The organism is Ktedonosporobacter rubrisoli (assembly GCF_004208415.1).
GTDB classification, from domain to species: domain Bacteria; phylum Chloroflexota; class Ktedonobacteria; order Ktedonobacterales; family Ktedonobacteraceae; genus Ktedonosporobacter; species Ktedonosporobacter rubrisoli.
Genome location: NZ_CP035758.1, coordinates 9,173,291 through 9,192,630, shown reverse-complemented (window position 1 = coordinate 9,192,630; position 19,340 = coordinate 9,173,291). Strand labels below are relative to the sequence as shown.

Sequence of the window (19,340 nt, the reverse complement as noted above, 5' to 3'; positions counted from 1 at the left end):
CGAACTTACGCGCCTACCCAGGAGCAGTTATTGCTCTGTCAATCTTCCCTTGCTCGCAAGTATAGCAGATACAGCTACTGACCAAGCACTTGCGACTGCCAGTTCTGATTCACCAGGTCAGTGGCAGCCTTCAGTTTGGCCGGATCGGAAACGAATTTGACCGAATTGTACTGCTCAGCAGGCGGCAACTTTGCGGCCAGATCAGCCGGAACCTTACCGGCAGCAACCAACTTTTTATAGCGGGCCGGATGTGCATAGCCGGTCAGATAGAAAAGCTGGCCCTCATCCGAGAAAATATACTCATTCCACAGGCGAGCCGCATAGGGATGGGGAGCTGTCTTATTGATAATAGAGACATAAGGGCCAGCAATCGAACCATCAGAGGGGATAACCACTTTAATGTTGGGCTTGCCATTGAGCTGATCGCGGAAACCAAGGCCCAGATAGTCCCACATGATGGCGATAGCGACTTCACCTTTGGTAATGTTGGCCAGGCTTGAGCGCGCTACTGTGAAGCTTCCCTTTTTCTTCAGTTGCACGAAGTAATCGATGCCGGGCTGAATGTTATCGATACTGCCACTCGTGGCCAAGGCTGCGGCATAGACAGCATTAAAAGCGTCAGTGGCCTGGCGCGGATCACCATCGATACCAACCATATTCTTATAATCGCCGGCCAACAGCTCCTTGAAAGAGGTGGGCGGCTTCTTCACAAGATCAGTATTGATAACGAATGCCTGAGCGCCCCAATATTCTGTGCACCAATTTCCCTGTGGATCTTTCAGATCGTCTTCAATATCATCCCAATGAGCATGCTTATAGGGTGATACGAGCCCCTGAGAGATTACGGTAGGGCCAAAGGAGAAACCAACATCACCAATATCGCCGTGGGGATGCTGCTTCGACTTCTTAAATACTTCCAGTTCCTGAGCCGAAGAAAACTCAGCCTCGGCCTTATAGGCAACGTCAACCCCGTAATTCTTCGTATAACCAGCCAGGATATCTTTGTAATCGGCCCACTCGGGCGGTATACCAATTGCTTCGAGCTTGCCCTCTTTCTTCGCATTCTCGGCCAGGGTCTTAAGATCAATGGGGCCGGCAAGGTTGGCAGGGTTGGGAGCAGCACCCGCGCCGGTCCCACTGCTGCTATTCCCACCGCCACAAGCCTGCAAAAATGCCCCAAAGGCTGTGGCAGATACGCCCAGCGCGCCAGCCTGCTTGAGAAACGAGCGGCGGCTGCCAGCTCTGCTCAGATCCAGAAAATTGTTAAATAGTTCCCGGCTGCTCATAAGAAAACCTCCTTGCGCCTCCCGGCAAGAACCTGAAAGGGCGCAAACACAAAATTACAAAATACTCCACATCTATTGTGGGTCACTGGCTCTCTAAAAAGACCAGCAATACGCAATTCAAAAGTACTGACAACGATGTAGCGTAGAAAGGTAGCAAGCATAAGAAGAAGAGAGGCAGTAGAGAGAATTTGACATTTCTTTCCATAATGTCTGCCTAGAATATAGCGGACTAAAGTAAGCGGGTGCAATGGGTAGTTTATCTATCTGAACGATACATATATAGATGTTTTGCCCATAAAAATGGGCTTTTCTATAGTTTAACATGCCGTAAGCCTTGCCTTAAAGCTTATTTAACATGTCAATGCTAGAGTTAAAGCAGCAGCAAAAGAGATTGAAGAGAGACAAGAGATTGTGACGGGCCGCGCCGCGACTGTAGCGCGACCCCAATTCCCCTTTGATTGCCACTGTCAGGCAGCGGAACAATCAGGATTGGAGAGCTCTACGTAAATTCTTAACTCACTGGCTAATCCATAGCAACAATCCTTGATGTTAACCAGGTCTTTGCCAAATTTATAAATTGACAAGAAGCAAGATTTCTGCAAAGGATGATTTTTAGTGGGGATTGTAGACGGATGGCAAAGATTGCGAAAGATGATTGCTTAACGATAGAGCAAGCAGTCATTGCGGTGGGTTGCAGTAAGGCTTCGCTATACAATTATATGAATTTTCTCGACATTCAAAGACACAAATTCCCCTTTGATCGCCGCTCCTATGTGCTCAAAGCAGATATCGAACAGATCAAGCAATTCGTAGAGCGCAATCGCAGCTAGCCTTAGGGATGGATGGGCTATCCCCAGAGCTAGCTCTGGCGGTGTCTGTGCTACAATAGAGCTATGAGTAGATATCTGCACTTCTCGCCACATACGTTACACTTTCTCAAGCATGTGCAGGCTCAGCTTGATCAACTGGACCCAGGCGCAGCACCGCGCGCATTCGTGACGCCCGGCTCTCCGCAGCCACGCGAGGATATTATCATCTTTGCCGGCTCATTTAATCCGCCGACGATTGCCCATATCGCTCTGTTGAAACAGGCGCGCCAGTACGCGCGCGCTCACGAACCTATGCACCTCTACGCGGCCTTCAATAAGCTAACCGTGGATAAAGAAAATGTTGAGCGCCCGCTGTTGCTTGAGCGCATACTCCTGCTCCAGAACGTCTTGCGGCCACGTCTACCACACGCGGGGATACTTCTCTTCAATCGCGGCTTATACGTTGAGCAGGCCGAAGCGATACGCCATTCTTTCCCGCAGGTCAAGCGTATCTTTTTCTTGATGGGATTTGATAAGATCGTGCAGATTTTCGATCCCCATTATTATGAGGACCGCGATGCCGCGCTCGCCGACCTGTTTAAGCAGGCACAGATGCTCGTCGCACCCCGTGGCAGTGCGGGCAAACAAGAGCTGGAAGACCTACTCAACCAGCCGCAAAACAGGAAATTTGCCGGCTACGTTCAGGCCTTACCTTTCAGCCCAACGTATCGGGCTATCGCATCAAGCCATATACGCCAGCACAGCGCCAACTATTTGCACGATGTGCCGCAGGAAGTAAGGCAATTTATGCGCGAAACACGAGCCTACGCTCCTCCATTGCACAGATCCGATGGAGTGGAGATAGATTATTATGGAGAGAGGGCCATGCGTCTAGAGCGACAGGTGCACCAAAGGCAAGCGCTTAAACGTGAAGGCGAAAGATAAATTTGCTAGCGCCGATCTGTACCACATCGCCATCACGCAAGATGCAGCGCCGCATAGCGCCTCCATTCACAAACGTGCCTGTAGCTGAATGATTATCCAGCAACTCATATTCTCCATTTGGCAGTTCGTGAATAGTTACGTGAGTGCGACTGACTGCCAGATCTTCCAGAAAGATATCACACTCGCGGCTGCGCCCAATAGTCATCTCACGGGGTAGCTCGATCCGCCGTATATCTCCAAATGTAGAGATCAGATCCAGGCAAGCTACGCTAGCAGGCTGAGCACTGAGAGCTTTTCCTGCGTGCAATTCGCGGCCACGTGACGAAGCGAATTGAAATGGCCGCGTCCCTTCATGGGCAAAAAAGGTCATTTGAGTATTGCCAAAAAGAAGCTGATCATTGCTATTGAGCAGCTGCTCTTGAACTGGTCGGCCATTGACATAACTATCGCCGCTCCCGTGGTCATCGCGCAATATATAGCCCGCAGGAGTAAGTAAAATACGGGCCTGTTTGCGATGAACCGCGATATCTTCTAAAAAGATGTCACATTCGCGGCTACGACCAATAGTGGTACACTCTTTCCACAATTCCACACGCTTGCCAAGCTGTGGCCCCTTCTGGATGACGAGATATGCACCCGACAGATTTTCTTGTGCCATTCGGCTCTCTCAACTTGATGCCAATATAGTAAGGTTGGTACAGCGGAAGATAGCTTCACCGCTATTTTGAATGAGTATAACGAATAAAGTGAAGAAGTGTCAAGATAGCTTTTTTTGCCTGAATCTGACGCGTAGCCTGGGCATCACAAAAAAACTGAGAAAAACTTGCAAGAAAGGCAAGGGCTCCGCCTTGGCAAATCAAATTTAGTACTACATAGTTCTAATTGTAAGAAGCAATATTCAATTGCGGTTAAGTCGCTGAAGTGACTCCCGAGCTCTTTTTAATGGAGTGCGTCTGCACGGGTATGGGTGAGGTAACCAGGTAAATAGGTTTCTTTTTGAGAAGCTCTGCTTCTCTTTTTATTCGCCAGATATTAGTACTATCCAGTACTAATCCTTTTAAGAAAGAGAGAGACATGGATCGAATTCTCAATGGCATTTTTTGCATCGAGGGTCTACGCATGGGACGCGTCTACGTAATCGAAGCGGCTGATGGCCTGACGCTGGTTGATACCAGTGTATCTGGCTCTCTCTCCCAAATCGAGAAAGACCTTCGGAGCATAGGTCATCAGCTCAGTGACATTAAACGCATCCTCATCACGCATGCACACTCCGATCATACCGGGAGCCTTGCCGCGCTCAAGGAGGTGACTGGAGCATGTGTTTATGCTCATCATCGCTACGAGAGCGCGGTCATTCGCGGCGAGAAAAAAGCCATCCTGCCTCCTCGCTCACAATTGAACTTAACTAATCGTTTACTCGCCACAATGTTCGTCTCACCAGACCTTAGCCCAGCTGTGCAGGTAGACTATGAGTTGCAAGAAGGAGATCGACTAGATGAGGTGCTTCCAGGATTAGAGGTTGTTGATGAACCCGGTCATAGCCTCGGTCAATGCGGATTCTGGTAGGCAGAGCAGCGCCTACTCTTTGGCGGGGATGTCATGATGAATCTGGCTTTCGGCCTGAGCTTGATGCCTGCATATACAACCCCTGACATGGATCAGGCCAAACGCTCGGTTCACAAAATCGCGGAGATGAATGTGGACACGCTCTGTCTGGGACATGGCAAACCGCTCGTTAGGATTGCTGCCGCAGCCATTCGAACCTTTGCGAACACGCTAAGCAAGTAGAAAGCGCAGACAAGAAATGGAAATATTCAACCGCTGTTCTGGCTGCAAGCCATCTAGCGCTCCCCAAAATAGCTACGGCCTACCGATCTTGATGCTACAATACAGGCAGATCTAAAGATTGAATATACCCCACTAAAAATCAGCGCGTAAAGATGAGTACAGATACAGATAAGCTGTATCCCAATTTTACAGAGGAGCAATCTTGATCATGGTTATGCAAATGGGTCAGCAAATCACTATAGACTTTGACGTTCCTGCCCAGATGAGAGATGGCACGATTTTGCGTGCCAATGTTTATCGTCCAGCCGGTGAGGGACAGTGGCCAGTTCTCCTCACCCGCCTCCCCTATGGCAAAGATCTACCCACGGCTACCTCAGTTTTCGATCCTGCCCAGGTAGCACGGCGCGGCTACGTCGTCATCATCCAGGATACGCGAGGACGCTTCACCTCCGAGGGAACATGGGACCCTTTCCGCAATGAAGCCCTGGATGGCGTGGATACGGTAGCCTGGGCTGCCGGGCTCCCTTATAGCAACGGCAGCGTTGGCATGTATGGAGCCTCCTATTTTGGCTTTACGCAATGGATCTCAGCAGTCCAGCACCCTGCAGCCTTAAAGGCTATTGTGCCTTTCATTACCTGGAACGATCCACTCAACGGCGTGCTATTTCGTGGGGGCGCGCTCGAATTAGGTACTTCGACAAGCTGGCAACTCTCGATGGGCTTCGATGTGCTGATGCGCCGCTATAGGCAGGACCCCGATCCCCGCCACTTAGGTGCGGCGCTCTATACGCTCGTCTCCGAGATGGACGCGCTGGGACCGCGCGGATACTGGGATCTACCCCTCAAGGATTTTGCCCCTGTGAAGCGCAGCGACGCGGCTCCGGCCTTTTTCGAAGTCTTTGAGCACGTCATGGATCGCTCCAACGTCGAAGCCTTCACTATCCGTGGGAAGCACGCGCAAGTCACAGCGCCGGCTTTTAATATCGGCGGTTGGTATGATGTCTTCTTGCAGGACACCATCGATAATTTCAATGCTATACGCAGCCAGGGCGCGACGCCACAGGCGCGACAAAGCAAGCTACTCATCGGACCATGGACGCATGGCGGAGTCACTAATCCGATTGGCGAGATCAATTTTGGCTTCGGCGCCAGCGCGGCTCTGATTGATTTAAAGATCGACTTCATGAGCTTGCAGTTACGCTGGTTCGACCAGTTCTTAAAAGAAACAAATACCGGTATCCTTGACGAGGCTCCGATCAAAATCTTCGTGATGGGCGCCAATATCTGGCGCGATGAGCAAGAATGGCCGCTGGCCCGCGCCGTCGAGACCCGCTACTATTTACATAGCGACGGGCAAGCCAATTCGCTGCATGGTGATGGCCTGCTTACAAGCAGCAAACCGGAAGTCGAACCCGCCGATCAGTATACCTATGATCCGGCTAATCCCGTGATTACTCGTGGCGGCGCATTGCTTATGACGCCAGAATATCGCGGTGGCCCCATTGATCAACGCCCTACTGAAGAGCGCGCAGATGTGCTTGTCTATAGTACACCAACCCTTGAAGAAGATATTGAGGTCACGGGGCCAATTACGGTTCATCTGTGGGCGGTCTCCAGCGCACCCGATACTGATTTTGTAGCGCGCCTGGTCGATGTACATCCTAACGGCTTTGCCCAGAACCTGACTGATGGGATTATCAGAGCCCGCTATCGCAATTTTGCTCACGGCGAAGCGTCTTCCCTCATTGAGCCTGGCCGAGCCTATGAATACGAGATCGATCTCTGGTCAACAAGCAATCTCTTTAAAAAAGGGCATCGCATCCGCCTGGATATTACGAGCAGTAACTTTCCCCGTTGGGATCGCAATCCCAATACGGGCCATGCTCTAGGAGCCGATGCTGAGTTAGCGGTTGCCCAGCAGCACATTTTACACGACGAAGGGCATCCTTCTTATATCCTATTGCCAATCGTTCCGCCCGCTCAGCAGTAATTAGCAAGCGCGCTGGATTGGTTGCCCTCTTCCCTGGTATCAGGGGGCTTTAATCGATCCAGGGCGCTCACATATGTCTGACCCCACGATAACGGCCAGGCCTTGCTTCAGCGGAGAAACTGTCGAGCTAAACATTGTATTCCAGAACCTAAACAGAGCCAGGAGCTTCCTCGCTGAGCGGCAAAGAAAAGAAGAAAGTGGACCCAGAGCCCTTACTACTCTTGACCCAGATTTTACCGGCATGGCGCCTGATAATCTCACGCGAAAGATACAGGCCTATGCCAAGCCCTGAGAAAGGCTGCTCGCCCGGGCTGCTTATCTGATAAAATCGCTCAAAGACCTTATCATGATGTTCTTTCGCAATGCCCTTACCAAAATCCTGGACGCTAACTACGCCTTGCTTCTGGTCTCTCACCACGCGAATGCACACCTTATCAGCTTGCGGGGAATATTTAATTGCGTTGGTCAGCAGATTGATAAACACCTGGCCAAGCCGATCTCTATCGCCGACCACCGGTGTATTCATGGCTTCTTCAATAAGCAGCCAATGAGAAAACGTGCTGGCCTGAAAAATCTCAACAATCTCTTGCACCAGTTGCGAGAGATCAAAATGCTCTTCCTGGTAGTTTAGCTTCCCTGTCTGGATCTTGGAGATATCAAGCAAATCATTGACAACTTTTGCTAATCTGTTGACCTGCTTCTCCATTTTAAGCAGATACTCGACGCTCAGAAGGTCCTCTTGCTTGTTTAAGCGCCTGAGCAAGATCTGGTTAAAGCCTTTCAGGCTAGTAATAGGCGTCTTAAGCTCATGGCTGGCCATGCCAATGAACTCATCCTTGAGTTGATCCTCACGTTTCTGCTTAGTAATGTCGCGAGCTACGGCATACATTACCTGGTCCTCAAGCGAGGGAATGGCAGTCCAGGCCAACCATTTATATGTGCCATCCTTTGTGCGATAACGATTCTCAAAATAGCGCGTCGGCACTCCGTTCTTCAACTTCTGCATTTCATTGGTTGTGCGCTCTTTATCCTCAGCATGAAGCCAATAAGAGACGGGATGAGCGCAAAGCTCCGCAGGCGCATAACCCAGGATCTTCTCAAAGGCTGGATTGACCTTTTGAAAATACCCATTAAAATCTATAATACAGAGCATATCCAGCGAGAGCGTAAAAAATTGGTCAAGAGCTTTGCATGAATGGACTTGTTCGGTAACCTCAAAGCCGTGAATGAGGATACCTTCAATCTTACCCCCGACATTGCGCGAGGGCTGATATACAAAGTTAAATATATGTTCTTCCAGCCTGCCGCGGCCCTGAACATCAAGGAAAACAGGAACATTGTTGCCTAGATATGTCTCACCACTCCGATAGACTTGATCCATAATGGCAATAAGCCCCTGGCCCACCAGTTCCGGCATGACCTCGGCACAAGGCTTACCAATAAAATCGGCGGCGCTACGATTTCCTAAGATTTGTAGACAGCATGGATTCACCAGCTCGATGATATGCCGCGGCCCACGCGTGATACCAATGATCGCCGGCGCTTGCATAAACAAATCATACAAACGCTGGCGCTCCGCCTGGACCAGCGAGAGCGCATTCTGCTCGCGGGCCAACAGATAGGTGCGCTCCTCCTCAGCCCCTTTCCGCTCGGTAATATCGTGAAAATTGCCAACGATCGCCGCTACGCCTGGCTCAGCTAACAGGTTTGTGGTGGTCGCCTCAAACCAGCGCACGCCACCCTCACGACAGCAGAGCCTGTACTCGGCCTGCCCAGCCTTCCCCGGCGACTGCCGTAAATCATCAAGGGCATCCTGGACAATAGGCAGGTCGCCCGGATGAACCATAGTGAAGGCATGCTTGCCCAGCACTTCTTCAGGGCTATATCCCAGGATGCGCCTTACAGAAGGGCTGACATAGGTAATTATCCCTTCAGCATCTACCAGCACAATGAGATCGGAACTATGTTCGATCAGAGCGCGAAATAGTTTCTCGTTTTGTCCGAGTGTTTCTTCTTTCATAGTCGTCGTGCATTGCTCATCATGTGCGGACATACGTCATATACGCTTTCATCGCTAAGCAACCTGGCCCTCCTTAGCTTTATACGCTACTATAGCACCTTTCCTTCTTCCTCACAAACTGAACAACGGTATAGAGTAAAGCATCATTAAACTACTATATGGGGATAAATGAAAGTTTGTCTGTCATTAGCAGCGACAGTAATAGCATGAAGCAATAGCGCCAGGTTATAAAATGCACATGTTTGAAGATGGCAGGGAGGATATTCTCTCAAGAGCTTGACAAGGATTAAGCAGTCCTTGGGCAAGTTCCCAAGAGAATAGATTGGGAAATTAGAGCACAAAAGCTCCATCTGGATACAACTCTAAGGCAACGCCTTCCTGCAAAGCCAGATTTTGCAGATCCCTGGCGATATCCGGTTGCTCAACATAAAATGGGGGATTATTGAACTGGCCATAGTGGATTGGACAGAGCATGCGCGCTCGCAGCAGGCGGGTAGCAACAACTGCCTGGTGAGGAGTGAGGGTAGCTGGAATGCCTGACGGGGCGTAGCCTGGAAGATCGACAATAACGCCATTTACCGGCAAGAAGGCCCAGTCAAAGCCTTCTTCAAAACGGTGAGCAATCTGCCACCAACTTCCATGCCAGATGGTATCCCCACCATGAAACAGGCGATGCTCACCTACCTCAACAACCCAGGAAACTTGATCATCGCCGCGCCAGTCAACCGCAGGAACAGCCGTGATGGTTAATCCTGCAGCAATTCTAATACTCTGCCACAGCTCAATTTCTTTGGCGCGCAGCCCATTATTGCGTAGATGAGGAACTATTGGCGCATGACAATAGACGCTACCTTCCTCGCCGAGCAGGTAACGCAATGCTTCGATATCAAGATGATCATGATGAATATGGGTCACAAGAGCATCGGTCGGCCCTTCTGTCTTCTCAAGCTCTACAAGCGGCCAGTGAGGACGCCCCATGAATTTTTCCAAAGCCGGCCTACTGAATTGCAAGGTATCAATAAGCAGACGACGATCATTGAAATTAATCTCCACACCGGCCCAACTCAGGCGCCTGATATGCACAGTCATTCCGTGGGTCTCCTCTCTCCCTGAGGCTATGCCTGCCTTCAGTGAGCATATTTTGTTGCTCCCTGGACAAGTAGTTTGCTGGTCGCAAATGCCAGGCATAAAGCCACCAACAGAAAACGCTCCAATATATCTCCTGAGACACTCTTCGCTTACGCTCCGCACAGTATCTCTAGTTGCCGTAGTATAGGACCGGTTCATCTTATTTGTCAATCTATATTTTTTGAACTTTCAATTCATTTTCACTGATAATAAGATATGAACATCAGTGCTCGAATAAGCGGCGAGATCCTTCCTACCCCTGCATGCCAAGCAAGCTCCCGCTCTCGTAGCGCCGCAGGCCTATCTCGAATATCCATACCGCGATCAGGACAATTACTGTGGTCGCACCCAGCATTGCTCCCACCATGGGCCAGGTAAATTTATGCAACAACTGCAGCGGCACAAACGAGACAAAGCCAGCCGGCATCACCGTAAAAAGTAGTAGCTTGACTACACCGTGAAAGATATTCATCGGATAGGTGGAGAACGAGACCAGCGCCCCAAACACCTGCTGAGTCATCCCCTCCGTATTGCCCAGGAAAAAGGCAAGAGAACAGAGGATGACGATAAAGGCCGTAAAGATCAAGGATGACAAGAGAGCCAACCCCACGAACATGGCTATATGCAATACATCTGGACGCAGGAACAAGAGATAAGCCCCCACGGCGAAGATAATATCGCCCCAGGCGCTCGGTTCGGTTGCGGCAATACAGACGTGGAGCAGAGCATAGCGTGGCATACCCAGATAGGCATCCAGCCCGCCATTCATGATTAGTGTTACCAGTTGGCGCGCATTGCCGAAGACCGCTACACTTATGCCAAAGGCCGAGCCCGTTATGGCCCAGAGTACAACAACATCGGTAGCCTGCCAGCCGTTGGTTAAGGGAAACTGCTGAAAGTAGTTCCACCAGAAAAAGAGCCACAAACTATCGTTAGCTACCATCGAGATAATCTGGACCCAGAAGGAGATCCTATATTCCATCGCGGCCCGGAGATTGGCCCTGGCATACGCGCCAATAAAACGCAGCGTGCGCATCCCCATTTTCAGTGCAGACATTGCTCTATCCTCCATTGATGCTCACACGCCGAATCGCCACAAGATATAGTCCCGCCAGGAGCAGACAGCCTACGCCCAGGGTCACTACCTGCTGTAGCAACAACAGACTCAACTGAGCCAGGTCAAAATGTAAGAGTGTCCTGGCCGGGCCATAGAGAATAGCAGTAAAGGGCAAGGCCTGGGCAATGCTGCGCAAAGGCTGCGGAAAGATCTCAATTGGCGCCAGTACGCCTCCTAATACCAGAGTGAGGCGACTAAAGATCATGGCAAAAGATTGTGTCTCCTCGGTCCAGAAAGCCAGCAGGCCAATCGAGAAGTAGATGCTAAAATCGATACATAGGGCCAGAAACGTGACCAATGGCCAGGCCAAAATGCCTTGCCAGCTAAAGTGGGGCAGGCCGGCAACGATCAGAGCCAGGGTCGCGCCCACTAAGCCATTAATCACCAGGCGCACAAGCCGCTCGCCAAGATAGTGGGCAAAGTTATACAGCACATAGTTACAGGGCTTACCCAGCAGGTAAGCCAGCTGACCGTTGCGCACCTCCAGATCAATACGCCGCGAGAGGCCTGGCAGTGATAACGCAATAGTTTCAGCAGCTACAAGATACCAAATCAGACTTTGAATGCTAAACCCATTCAGGCTGCGCGCGCCACGCGCATGAAAGGTCGTGATCCACAACTGGCTCAGGATAAAGACCAGCACAATCAACATCAGGGCGCGGAAGAAGACCTCCATTGCATAGGCAAGATTGCTCGCAACACTTACGCGCAATACGGCCACATATTTTCGCCAAGCCAGAAACCGGCGCTGTAAGCCACTGCGCTGCGGCCGTAGTAGTAATGCCTCCATAGTTTATTCCTCCACGCCTATGGCCAGGCTATCCTGCGTTACATCTTGTCCCTCATAGCTCATCTCTTCTCGCCCCTTCTCGCGGTAGATAGTCGCGATAATATCTTCCATGGGAGGATCAGCAATCGTCATATCGATAATATGGCAATGCTGCATAAGCGCCGCAATGATCGGCTCCAGCGGATGACGTGTCATATCGATCTCCAATTTTAAGGCGCGTCCTTTAGCCGTGAGAATACGTATGCCCTCAGTATCAGTCTGAAAATGCAGATATTGATGCCCGCTAGCTTGATCTGTCAGTAGCAGCGTTTCCACAGGCTTATCGAGCAACAGGTCAATCGTTTTGGCCTTCAGATAATCGCGCTTCAGGCGGGCCACGGGAGTATCAAGGATAATCTCGCCGCGGTTTATCACGATGGCGCGGCGACAGATCTGCTCGATATCCCCTGCATCATGCGAAGTAAGAAAAACAGTCACGCCTTCTTCAGTGTTTAACTGCCCGATCAGGTCCCGAATGCGCTGCTTGGCAATTACATCAAGGCCGATCGTTGGCTCATCTAAGAACAGCAATTCAGGCCCATGTAAAAGCGCCGCAGCCAGTTCGCAGCGCATGCGCTCGCCAAGACTTAGCTTACGCGCTGGCGTATCCATATAATCGGCTATATCGAAGACTTCTATAAGAAACTCGCGCCTCTTGCGATACGCCTGCATATCCAGTTCATAGATATGGGCAAGCAGATCAAAGGTATCTCTGGGCGGAAGATGGTACCAGAGCTGCGATTTCTGCCCAAAGACGCTCGATATATGATAGGCAAGCACGCGCCGCCGTTGCCATGGCGTCATGCCAAGCACCTGCACGCGTCCAGAAGATGGAAACAAAACGCCGGTAAGCATCTTAATGGTAGTGGATTTTCCCGCTCCGTTAGGTCCAATAAAGGCAAGCACCTCGCCAGCTTCAAGAGAGAAACTGATATGCTTGACAGCTTCACGTTCGCGATAACGCGGAGCAACTAACGCTTGCAGGCGCGAGCGCAAACCGCTGGCTCGTTCTCGACTCCTAAACGTTTTTGTTAATCCATCAACCTCAATGATTGGCATTATGTTTCCTCTTCCTTCCTTTATATCGAAGCTGTTTCCTTACAGCTCAGCAGCATCTTGCATCTCTATGCGCGGGAAAATCAGAGCTCCCGGCACTACTCGCTCTAACTTACGGTTCCCCCATTTGCCCTCGTACGCCCAGGCTCCAGGCGTAACGGGCTCTAAGCCTAGCTGTGCCATGATGCGAGCGCTGGAGGCGGGAATATAGGGAGCCAGGTAAAGCGCTAACAGGCGCGTGGCTTCGGCGGCCGAATAGAGTACGCTATCAAGCAACTCAGCCTTCTCGGGTTCGCGCGCAAGTTTCCAGGGCTCCCTCTGCTCAATATATTGATTGGTGCGCCGCACAACGCTCCAGATGCTGCTAAGTGCCGCTCCCAATTCCCAGTTATCCAACGAGGCGATAACGCGCCCGGGCAGCGCTTCTGTGGCCTGGCGCAGGCTCTCCTCCAACTCCCCAGCAGCAGAGGGAACCGGAATAAGCCCTTTCCGATAGCGCTTTATCATGGAAACTACGCGGTTAAGCAGGTTGCCAAGATCATTGCCCAGCTCATCGTTATAATGGCGCAGCAAGCCGGCCCGCGAAAAATCGCCATCCTGAGAAAAGGATAGATTGCGCAGCAGATAATAGCGCACGGCATCCGCGCCTATCTTATCCACAAGCTCTACTGGATCGATAATGTTGCCAGCACTTTTCGAAATGCGTTGCCCTTCAAGGGTAATAAAGCCATGTACAGCTACTTGTTCGGGCAATGGCAAGCCAGCAGACATGAGCATGGCTGGCCAGTACAGGCAGTGAAAGCGGGTGATATCTTTGCCGATCACATGCGCGTTGGCCGGCCAATAATGGCTAAATTTGTCGGTATCGTCAGGAAAACCAACAGCTGTAAGGTAGTTCGTCAGGGCATCGAACCAGACATAGATGACCTGCCGAGGATCTCCCGGAAATGGTACGCCCCAGCGTTGTTGGCCTGGACGGAGCTGACGCGATACCGAAAAGTCGCGCAGGCCTTGCCGAATCATGGCCACAACTTCTGCTCGACGCGCGGCGGGCATGATAAAGTCTGGGTGCGCCTCTATATACTCAAGCAGGCGCTGGCTATACTTCGAGAGCGCAAAAAAGTAGTTCTCTTCCTCCAACCATTCGGGTACTACGGTAGGATGATCCGGGCAATGCCCATCCACAAGTTCCTCGCTGGTATAAAAGTTATTGCCGCTAGGGCAGTACCAGCCAGCATAGACGGCTTTGTAAACGTCTCCATTCTCCTGAGCACGACGCAACATTTCCTGTGAAGCGCGAAAATGCTGCTCATTTGTTGTACGAATCCAATGATCATTGCTAATCTCAAGCTTTGCCCAGGCCAGCCTGAACGCTTCATCCATGGCATCAATCCAGGCACGCGGCTCAACATTGCGCTCCTGGGCGGCGCGCAAGACATGCTGGCTATTCTCATCAAGCCCCATGCTGAAGTAGGTATCATCTCCCCGCAAACGGTGCGAACGCGCCACGACATCGGCAATTATCTTTTCCAGCGCATGCCCGATGTGGGGTGGCCCATTGGGATAATCAATGGCAGTAGTAATGTAATAGTGCCTACGCCTGTGTACGCCTGAGCGCTCTTCATCTCGCGCAAACATAGTAGCCCTCTCTTCCTTGCGCTTGTAGTATGTGAACAGTTCATCGGTATCCATTCAATAAAAAAAGAGGAACGCAGGTGTGTCGCCTGCGTCCCTCTTAGCGTTCTTCTTCTACGCCCCTGCTCAAGTGAGCAAGGATGCCAAATGTCTACAGGACAGCGACACCTCACCATACATCATTTCATGATACATACGGTGATAGGAGGCAAGCATAAACATAGTTATAAACTTCATGGATGTGCCCTGCTTGCTCTGCATGGTTATCGCTATCCTTTAATTTCTATTCGGGAAAGTAGGATTCAAAACTCAGAAAGGTAGAAATCCTCTCTCAACCATATATAACGCTAGTTTCTAAGAGTGTAACTGCGATCATTGCACTTTGTCAAGCCATCTGCTCTATTGGAACTTTTACCTCATATATGCCGTCATAACTTAGCAACATACATATCCTGAAGAGATGTATGTCTAAGGACTTAGTTCAATCTAGAACTGGTGGAGAGATAATGTTTATACATTCTTCCAAACATAAGAGCTTTGTAAGCTTTCTACAAGCTCGCTACCGGCTTTACCAGATGCCGCTATTTCTCTGCTGTATACTTTTCCTTTGTGCAGCGTGTGGTACATCAGTACAGGCCTATCACCCGACGACAGTATCATCAGCTCCATGGCATCCAGAAAGCGGGATCATCTCTTTCAAAGCAGCAACTTCATATACTTCTGCATTGCGTACCATTACCGATCTCGGTCTGCAGCCGACCTGGCCTTGCATCAGCACTAAACTAGCCTCTGACGGCTCTGTAGCTTCATGGATAGCCTGGCATCAAATGGGCAATAAAGATTTTTTTACGAGCAAGACCACTCAGGCTCGTATGTGGTTCACGACTACAGCGCTAAGCTCACCTGATTGGCTCAAGCGCCTGCAGGCTCAGGCGGATGTAAGCTCCGTCCGCACAAAAGTGATGATGTATTGTCCTATGATTCACGCGGGCTCCCCTCCCTCAAACACAGTTATTGCACTGGCCCCTCAGCAAGCTGGTAAGTACATACGCATAACCTTTACAGGCCCACTTAAGCGCTACGACGATGCCCTCTATATCGTCAATAATCTGGGCTTACGCCTGGCAGATCCAAACTACGAATACGCCAAAAATAAGCCAGGCTGGCACGACATGGGACAGGAACAATCTTTTAGTCAGACACATACATTGCTGGTAGCAACAACAGCAGAGTCACCAACCAACTGGCAACAGCAACTTAAGCTCACACAAGGGGTGACCTTTGCTATAACTTCTTCCAGATAATAGTAAGGGTGAAACTTTCTTCCATCAGCAATTACCAGGCCAAGCGATCACCTAAGCAGCAGGCAAGCAAAGAGGCCAGCCCGATACATCTTGATCAAGCTGGTCTCTTTATATGCTCGCCCTTTCCATCCCCCGATCCCCTATATGCATCTCCTGTCCCTTCCCACCTTGCCCATTTACCTTTTCCCTTCTTCTATCTTCCCCCTATGCCTTTGTGATTACTGCAATACTCAATCTCCATAACTCTGCTTTTCTCCCCTCAACTATCAGCAGAACGCTACCCTACAGAGCTTCCCCCAGATTGAGTAGTACCTACTTATATTACAGCATTACTTATAAAAAAGGCATAAATTACGTATAAAAAATTCTTAATATTCCTACGCTATTTTTAGCATCAACAAACTTACAAGCATACACATATAATTTCTTGTATAATAGCCACAAGTCCCCTAATAGAAGAGATAAAGCGTGATATATCGTGATAGAATGGAACAGAGAGAACTGCGAGAAGGACAAGCCAACTGCAATTCTCTCCACGGGTGCAGAGCAGAAAAATAAGGCTATTACATGCCGATCAGATCAGCTTTTTGGATAATTGTGCGCAGGCTCCTCACAATAGCCACATCCACCATCTTGCCATCAAGAGCAATGGCACCCTGGCCCTGGGCTAGCGCTTCCGCATATGCGGCATCCACCCTACGTGCGTAGGCCACAGCTTCTGGCAAGGGCGAATATACCTGATTGGCAATCTCTATCTGGCTGGGATGGATAGCCCATTTACCCACAAAGCCCAGTGCGCGCGAGCGCTGGCACTCTCTTCGATAAGCTTCCAGATTCTTAAAGTCGGGGAAGGCACCGTCTATGGCATCAATGCCGGCAGCACGAGCCGCGATCACTATCTTATTGCGCGCATAGTGCCAGGGATCGCCCGGATAAATAGCGAGCTCACCCTCTATTGCAGCGCTGTCAACGCCCTGTGAGGCGCTATAATCGGCAGGGCCAAAGATCAATGCCTCAAGGCGCGGACTCGAACTAGCGATCTCCTCTACATTAAGAATTGCCTCTACTTCTTCGATCAAAACTTCGATGCCGATCGGCCTTGTCAGCTTTAGATGTTTCTCAATCTGGGACAATAATATATCAAGCCACCAGACATCGCGAGCCGCCTTGATCTTGGGCACAATGAGTATATCCAGGTATTCGCCAGCGCCTTCCACTACAGTAATCACATCCTGGTAGGCATATTCACTCTCCAAATCGTTGATGCGGACGGCGCGCGTCTTCTTGCCCCAATCCAGCGTCTTTAGAGCCTTGACGGCCTTGAGACGCGCCGAAGCTTTTTCACCCGGCGAAACCGAATCTTCGAGATCGAGCAGCACAAAATCTGCACTGCTGGCCGCTGCTTTTTCTATCATCCGCTCGTTACTGGCTGGCGTTGACAGTTCGGATCTTCTTAGACGCATATACTTCCTTTCGCAAAACGCTAGCGCTAAAAGGCTACTACAAAGTATCGCTCATGTAGTAGCCTTTTCTGGCGAACTTTTAAACGATAACCCGGAAAGCGCTAGCAAGCTTTTCGTAGCTAAAGTTGCCTACCTTTGCGGCGCCTGGCCATTTTTTCGTCCCAGGCCCGCTGTCGAGCCGCCTCGTTCTCGCGTGTCGGCACCATCACTCGACGCTGAAAAGTCAGGACCGTCTCGCCGCGCTGATTATAGGCGCTAGTTTCTACCGTAACGATACCACGATCAGACCTCGTGCTGGACAGGCGCGTATCCAGCACCTTTGTCTCAGCATAGATAGTGTCGCCATGAAAGGTAGGGCCCAGATGCTTCACATGTTCGAACTCAAGATTAGCAATGGCCTTGCCACTCACATCAGGGACGCTCATGCCCAAGGCGATGCTAAACACCAGTGAGCCCACAACCAGCCGCTTTTTGAATTGCGTATCCTCAGCATAATTTGCATCGATATGCAGCGGATTGTGATTCATAGTAAGCATACAGAAGAGCGTATCGTCATATTCGGTAATCGTGCGACCCGGCCAATGCTTATACACATCGCCAACCTCAAAATCTTCAAAACAACGCCCAAACGCCACTGCTTTACCTCCTCTCAGCTAACACGTCTAATTAGCAAGACTGCTGAATATCCCTTCATCGTTGCTTCAGCGGAATACTTGCCGATCGCAGTTGCCATCATGGATAGTCACGTCAGGCCCAGGGCTGTACGTTACTTGCCGCTAGATCAATGAGTGCTGCCATGTTGTCACTGCTTGCCGGCCAATCCTCTGCTCATCGTGGCAGAAGTTATAGGCGAGTGCGAACGCATAGAGAGATCGGCGTGCTGCAGCATAAAGGATTTGAAAGCTCTGGCCGTAGCCGAAAGATTTTTATCCTTCAGATGAACAAGACGCCACTGCCGCATAATAGGGAATCCCTCAACATCAAGGATCACCAGCCGCTTTGTCTCCAATTCCATATCCAGGGCCACGCGGGAGATAAGGGCAATGCCCAGTCCGGCGGCTACTCCTTGTTTAATCGCACTATTATTACCAACCTGCATACTAACCTGCAGAGGCAAGCCTGCCTCCTGAAAAGCGCCTTCCAGCGCTGCGCGCGTCCCCGAACCAAACTCGCGCAGGAGAAAATGCTCGCGTGCCAACTCGGCGAAGGGGACATTTATACATCCGGCCAGGCGATGAGTTGGAGGAGCCACCAGCACTAATTCGTTAGGGGCAAAAGGTGCGACAAAAACCGGGACCTCGGTCGGGATCTTGCCCATAATCACCATATCAATGCGATTATTGATCAAGGCATCGACGAGATAGCCGCGATTGACTACTTCTAAGGTGATCTCAACCTCAGGATATACCTGATGGAATTTTCCCAGGATGCCAGGAATAACATAGGTTCCGACAGTCGTGTCGGCTCCCACGCTCAATCTCCCATTATAGGGACTGCGCAGTGCCTCCATCGTCTCTAAGGTTTCGTCAATCAGGGAAAAAATTTTCTGACTATAGAGGTAAAGTTCTTCGCCAGCCTGCGTTAAGTGGGTCTTGCGACCAATCTTATCAAATAACTTTACGCCCATTGACTCTTCAAGCTGACGGATTTGTGCGGATACCGCAGGCTGACTGAAATGCAATTCTTCAGCCGCACGCACATAGCTGCAATGTTTCGCAACGACCTGGAAAGTTGCGAGCTGATGCAAGTTGATGTTACGCATCCAGCCTCCCCAGATGAGAAACCAGGGCTATTGCAAAGTTTCCTCGCCGCCTTGCGGGAAAAAGGGAAAACGCTTCAAATTCGCTAAACCACGGCGCCATTTGCGAGCTCGCGCTGCGTCCACCTGCTCTCGGCGCAGCTACCTCTCGATCTCTATCCCTTGACAAGAGAAACCTCCCGGAGCCTATTCCCTACTTTGCAACAGGCCT

At 50.5% G+C, this 19,340-nt stretch carries 17 protein-coding genes; 6 read left to right on the top strand and 11 right to left on the bottom strand.

Features of this window, described 5'->3' with window-relative positions; genetic code table 11:
- Positions 1–74: 74 nt before the first annotated feature.
- Complete coding sequence (locus tag EPA93_RS39700; protein WP_129894791.1) at positions 75–1,286, bottom strand: ABC transporter substrate-binding protein; 1,212 nt, start codon at positions 1,284–1,286, stop codon at positions 75–77.
- 632 nt (positions 1,287–1,918) lie between these two features.
- Here EPA93_RS39700 and EPA93_RS39695 point away from each other — a divergent pair.
- On the top strand, positions 1,919–2,116 hold the full coding sequence (locus EPA93_RS39695; protein WP_129892834.1) for a hypothetical protein: 198 nt from the start codon (positions 1,919–1,921) through the stop codon (positions 2,114–2,116).
- A 63-nt stretch (positions 2,117–2,179) separates the two neighbouring features.
- On the top strand, positions 2,180–3,040 hold the full coding sequence (locus tag EPA93_RS39690) for a nicotinate-nicotinamide nucleotide adenylyltransferase (RefSeq protein ID WP_129892833.1): 861 nt from the start codon (positions 2,180–2,182) through the stop codon (positions 3,038–3,040).
- On the opposite strand, the gene EPA93_RS39685 is transcribed toward EPA93_RS39690, so the two are convergent.
- Positions 3,018–3,698, bottom strand: a complete 681-nt coding sequence (locus EPA93_RS39685) for an FHA domain-containing protein (RefSeq protein WP_129892832.1) — start codon at positions 3,696–3,698, stop codon at positions 3,018–3,020. The genes EPA93_RS39690 and EPA93_RS39685 overlap by 23 nt on opposite strands.
- A 416-nt stretch (positions 3,699–4,114) precedes the next feature.
- Here EPA93_RS39685 and EPA93_RS39680 point away from each other — a divergent pair, with 416 nt between their 5' ends.
- The 3 genes from EPA93_RS39680 to EPA93_RS39670 all read left to right on the top strand — a co-directional run bounded on the left by EPA93_RS39680 (position 4,115) and on the right by EPA93_RS39670 (position 6,818).
- Positions 4,115–4,606, top strand: coding sequence for an MBL fold metallo-hydrolase (locus EPA93_RS39680; RefSeq protein ID WP_129892831.1), 492 nt, complete (start codon positions 4,115–4,117; stop codon positions 4,604–4,606).
- A gap of 33 nt (positions 4,607–4,639) precedes the next feature.
- The gene (locus EPA93_RS39675; protein WP_129892830.1) at positions 4,640–4,828 is read left to right on the top strand and encodes a hypothetical protein; all 189 of its coding nucleotides are present in this window, start codon (positions 4,640–4,642) and stop codon (positions 4,826–4,828) included.
- 208 nt (positions 4,829–5,036) lie between these two features.
- Positions 5,037–6,818: a CocE/NonD family hydrolase gene (locus EPA93_RS39670; protein WP_207229325.1), complete on the top strand. Its 1,782-nt coding sequence runs from the start codon at positions 5,037–5,039 to the stop codon at positions 6,816–6,818.
- 148 nt (positions 6,819–6,966) lie between these two features.
- On the opposite strand, the gene EPA93_RS39665 is transcribed toward EPA93_RS39670, so the two are convergent.
- The 6 genes from EPA93_RS39665 to metG all read right to left on the bottom strand — a co-directional run bounded on the left by EPA93_RS39665 (position 6,967) and on the right by metG (position 14,606).
- Positions 6,967–8,871: a PAS domain-containing sensor histidine kinase gene (locus tag EPA93_RS39665; protein WP_129892829.1), complete on the bottom strand. Its 1,905-nt coding sequence runs from the start codon at positions 8,869–8,871 to the stop codon at positions 6,967–6,969.
- Positions 8,872–9,168: 297 nt separating this feature from the next.
- Positions 9,169–9,927, bottom strand: a complete 759-nt coding sequence (locus EPA93_RS39660; protein ID WP_165423711.1) for an MBL fold metallo-hydrolase — start codon at positions 9,925–9,927, stop codon at positions 9,169–9,171.
- Between the two features lie 292 nt (positions 9,928–10,219).
- Positions 10,220–11,023, bottom strand: coding sequence for an ABC transporter permease (locus EPA93_RS39655; RefSeq protein ID WP_165423710.1), 804 nt, complete (start codon positions 11,021–11,023; stop codon positions 10,220–10,222).
- Positions 11,024–11,027: 4 nt separating this feature from the next.
- Complete coding sequence (locus tag EPA93_RS39650; RefSeq protein ID WP_129892826.1) at positions 11,028–11,873, bottom strand: ABC transporter permease; 846 nt, start codon at positions 11,871–11,873, stop codon at positions 11,028–11,030.
- Between the two features lie 3 nt (positions 11,874–11,876).
- Complete coding sequence (locus EPA93_RS39640) at positions 11,877–12,971, bottom strand: ABC transporter ATP-binding protein (protein ID WP_129892824.1); 1,095 nt, start codon at positions 12,969–12,971, stop codon at positions 11,877–11,879.
- A 39-nt stretch (positions 12,972–13,010) separates the two neighbouring features.
- Complete coding sequence (gene metG, locus EPA93_RS39635; RefSeq protein WP_165423709.1) at positions 13,011–14,606, bottom strand: methionine--tRNA ligase; 1,596 nt, start codon at positions 14,604–14,606, stop codon at positions 13,011–13,013.
- Between the two features lie 503 nt (positions 14,607–15,109).
- On the opposite strand from metG, the gene EPA93_RS39630 reads away from it, so the two are divergent.
- Positions 15,110–15,907: a hypothetical protein gene (locus EPA93_RS39630; protein WP_129892822.1), complete on the top strand. Its 798-nt coding sequence runs from the start codon at positions 15,110–15,112 to the stop codon at positions 15,905–15,907.
- Positions 15,908–16,470: 563 nt separating this feature from the next.
- Here the strand turns inward: EPA93_RS39630 and EPA93_RS39625 are convergent.
- The 3 genes from EPA93_RS39625 to EPA93_RS39615 form a co-directional block, all read right to left on the bottom strand.
- On the bottom strand, positions 16,471–17,370 hold the full coding sequence (locus EPA93_RS39625) for an HpcH/HpaI aldolase/citrate lyase family protein (protein WP_129892821.1): 900 nt from the start codon (positions 17,368–17,370) through the stop codon (positions 16,471–16,473).
- Between the two features lie 119 nt (positions 17,371–17,489).
- Positions 17,490–18,005, bottom strand: coding sequence for a MaoC family dehydratase (locus EPA93_RS39620; protein WP_129892820.1), 516 nt, complete (start codon positions 18,003–18,005; stop codon positions 17,490–17,492).
- Between the two features lie 167 nt (positions 18,006–18,172).
- Positions 18,173–19,132: a LysR substrate-binding domain-containing protein gene (locus EPA93_RS39615; RefSeq protein ID WP_129892819.1), complete on the bottom strand. Its 960-nt coding sequence runs from the start codon at positions 19,130–19,132 to the stop codon at positions 18,173–18,175.
- Positions 19,133–19,340: the final 208 nt, after the last annotated feature.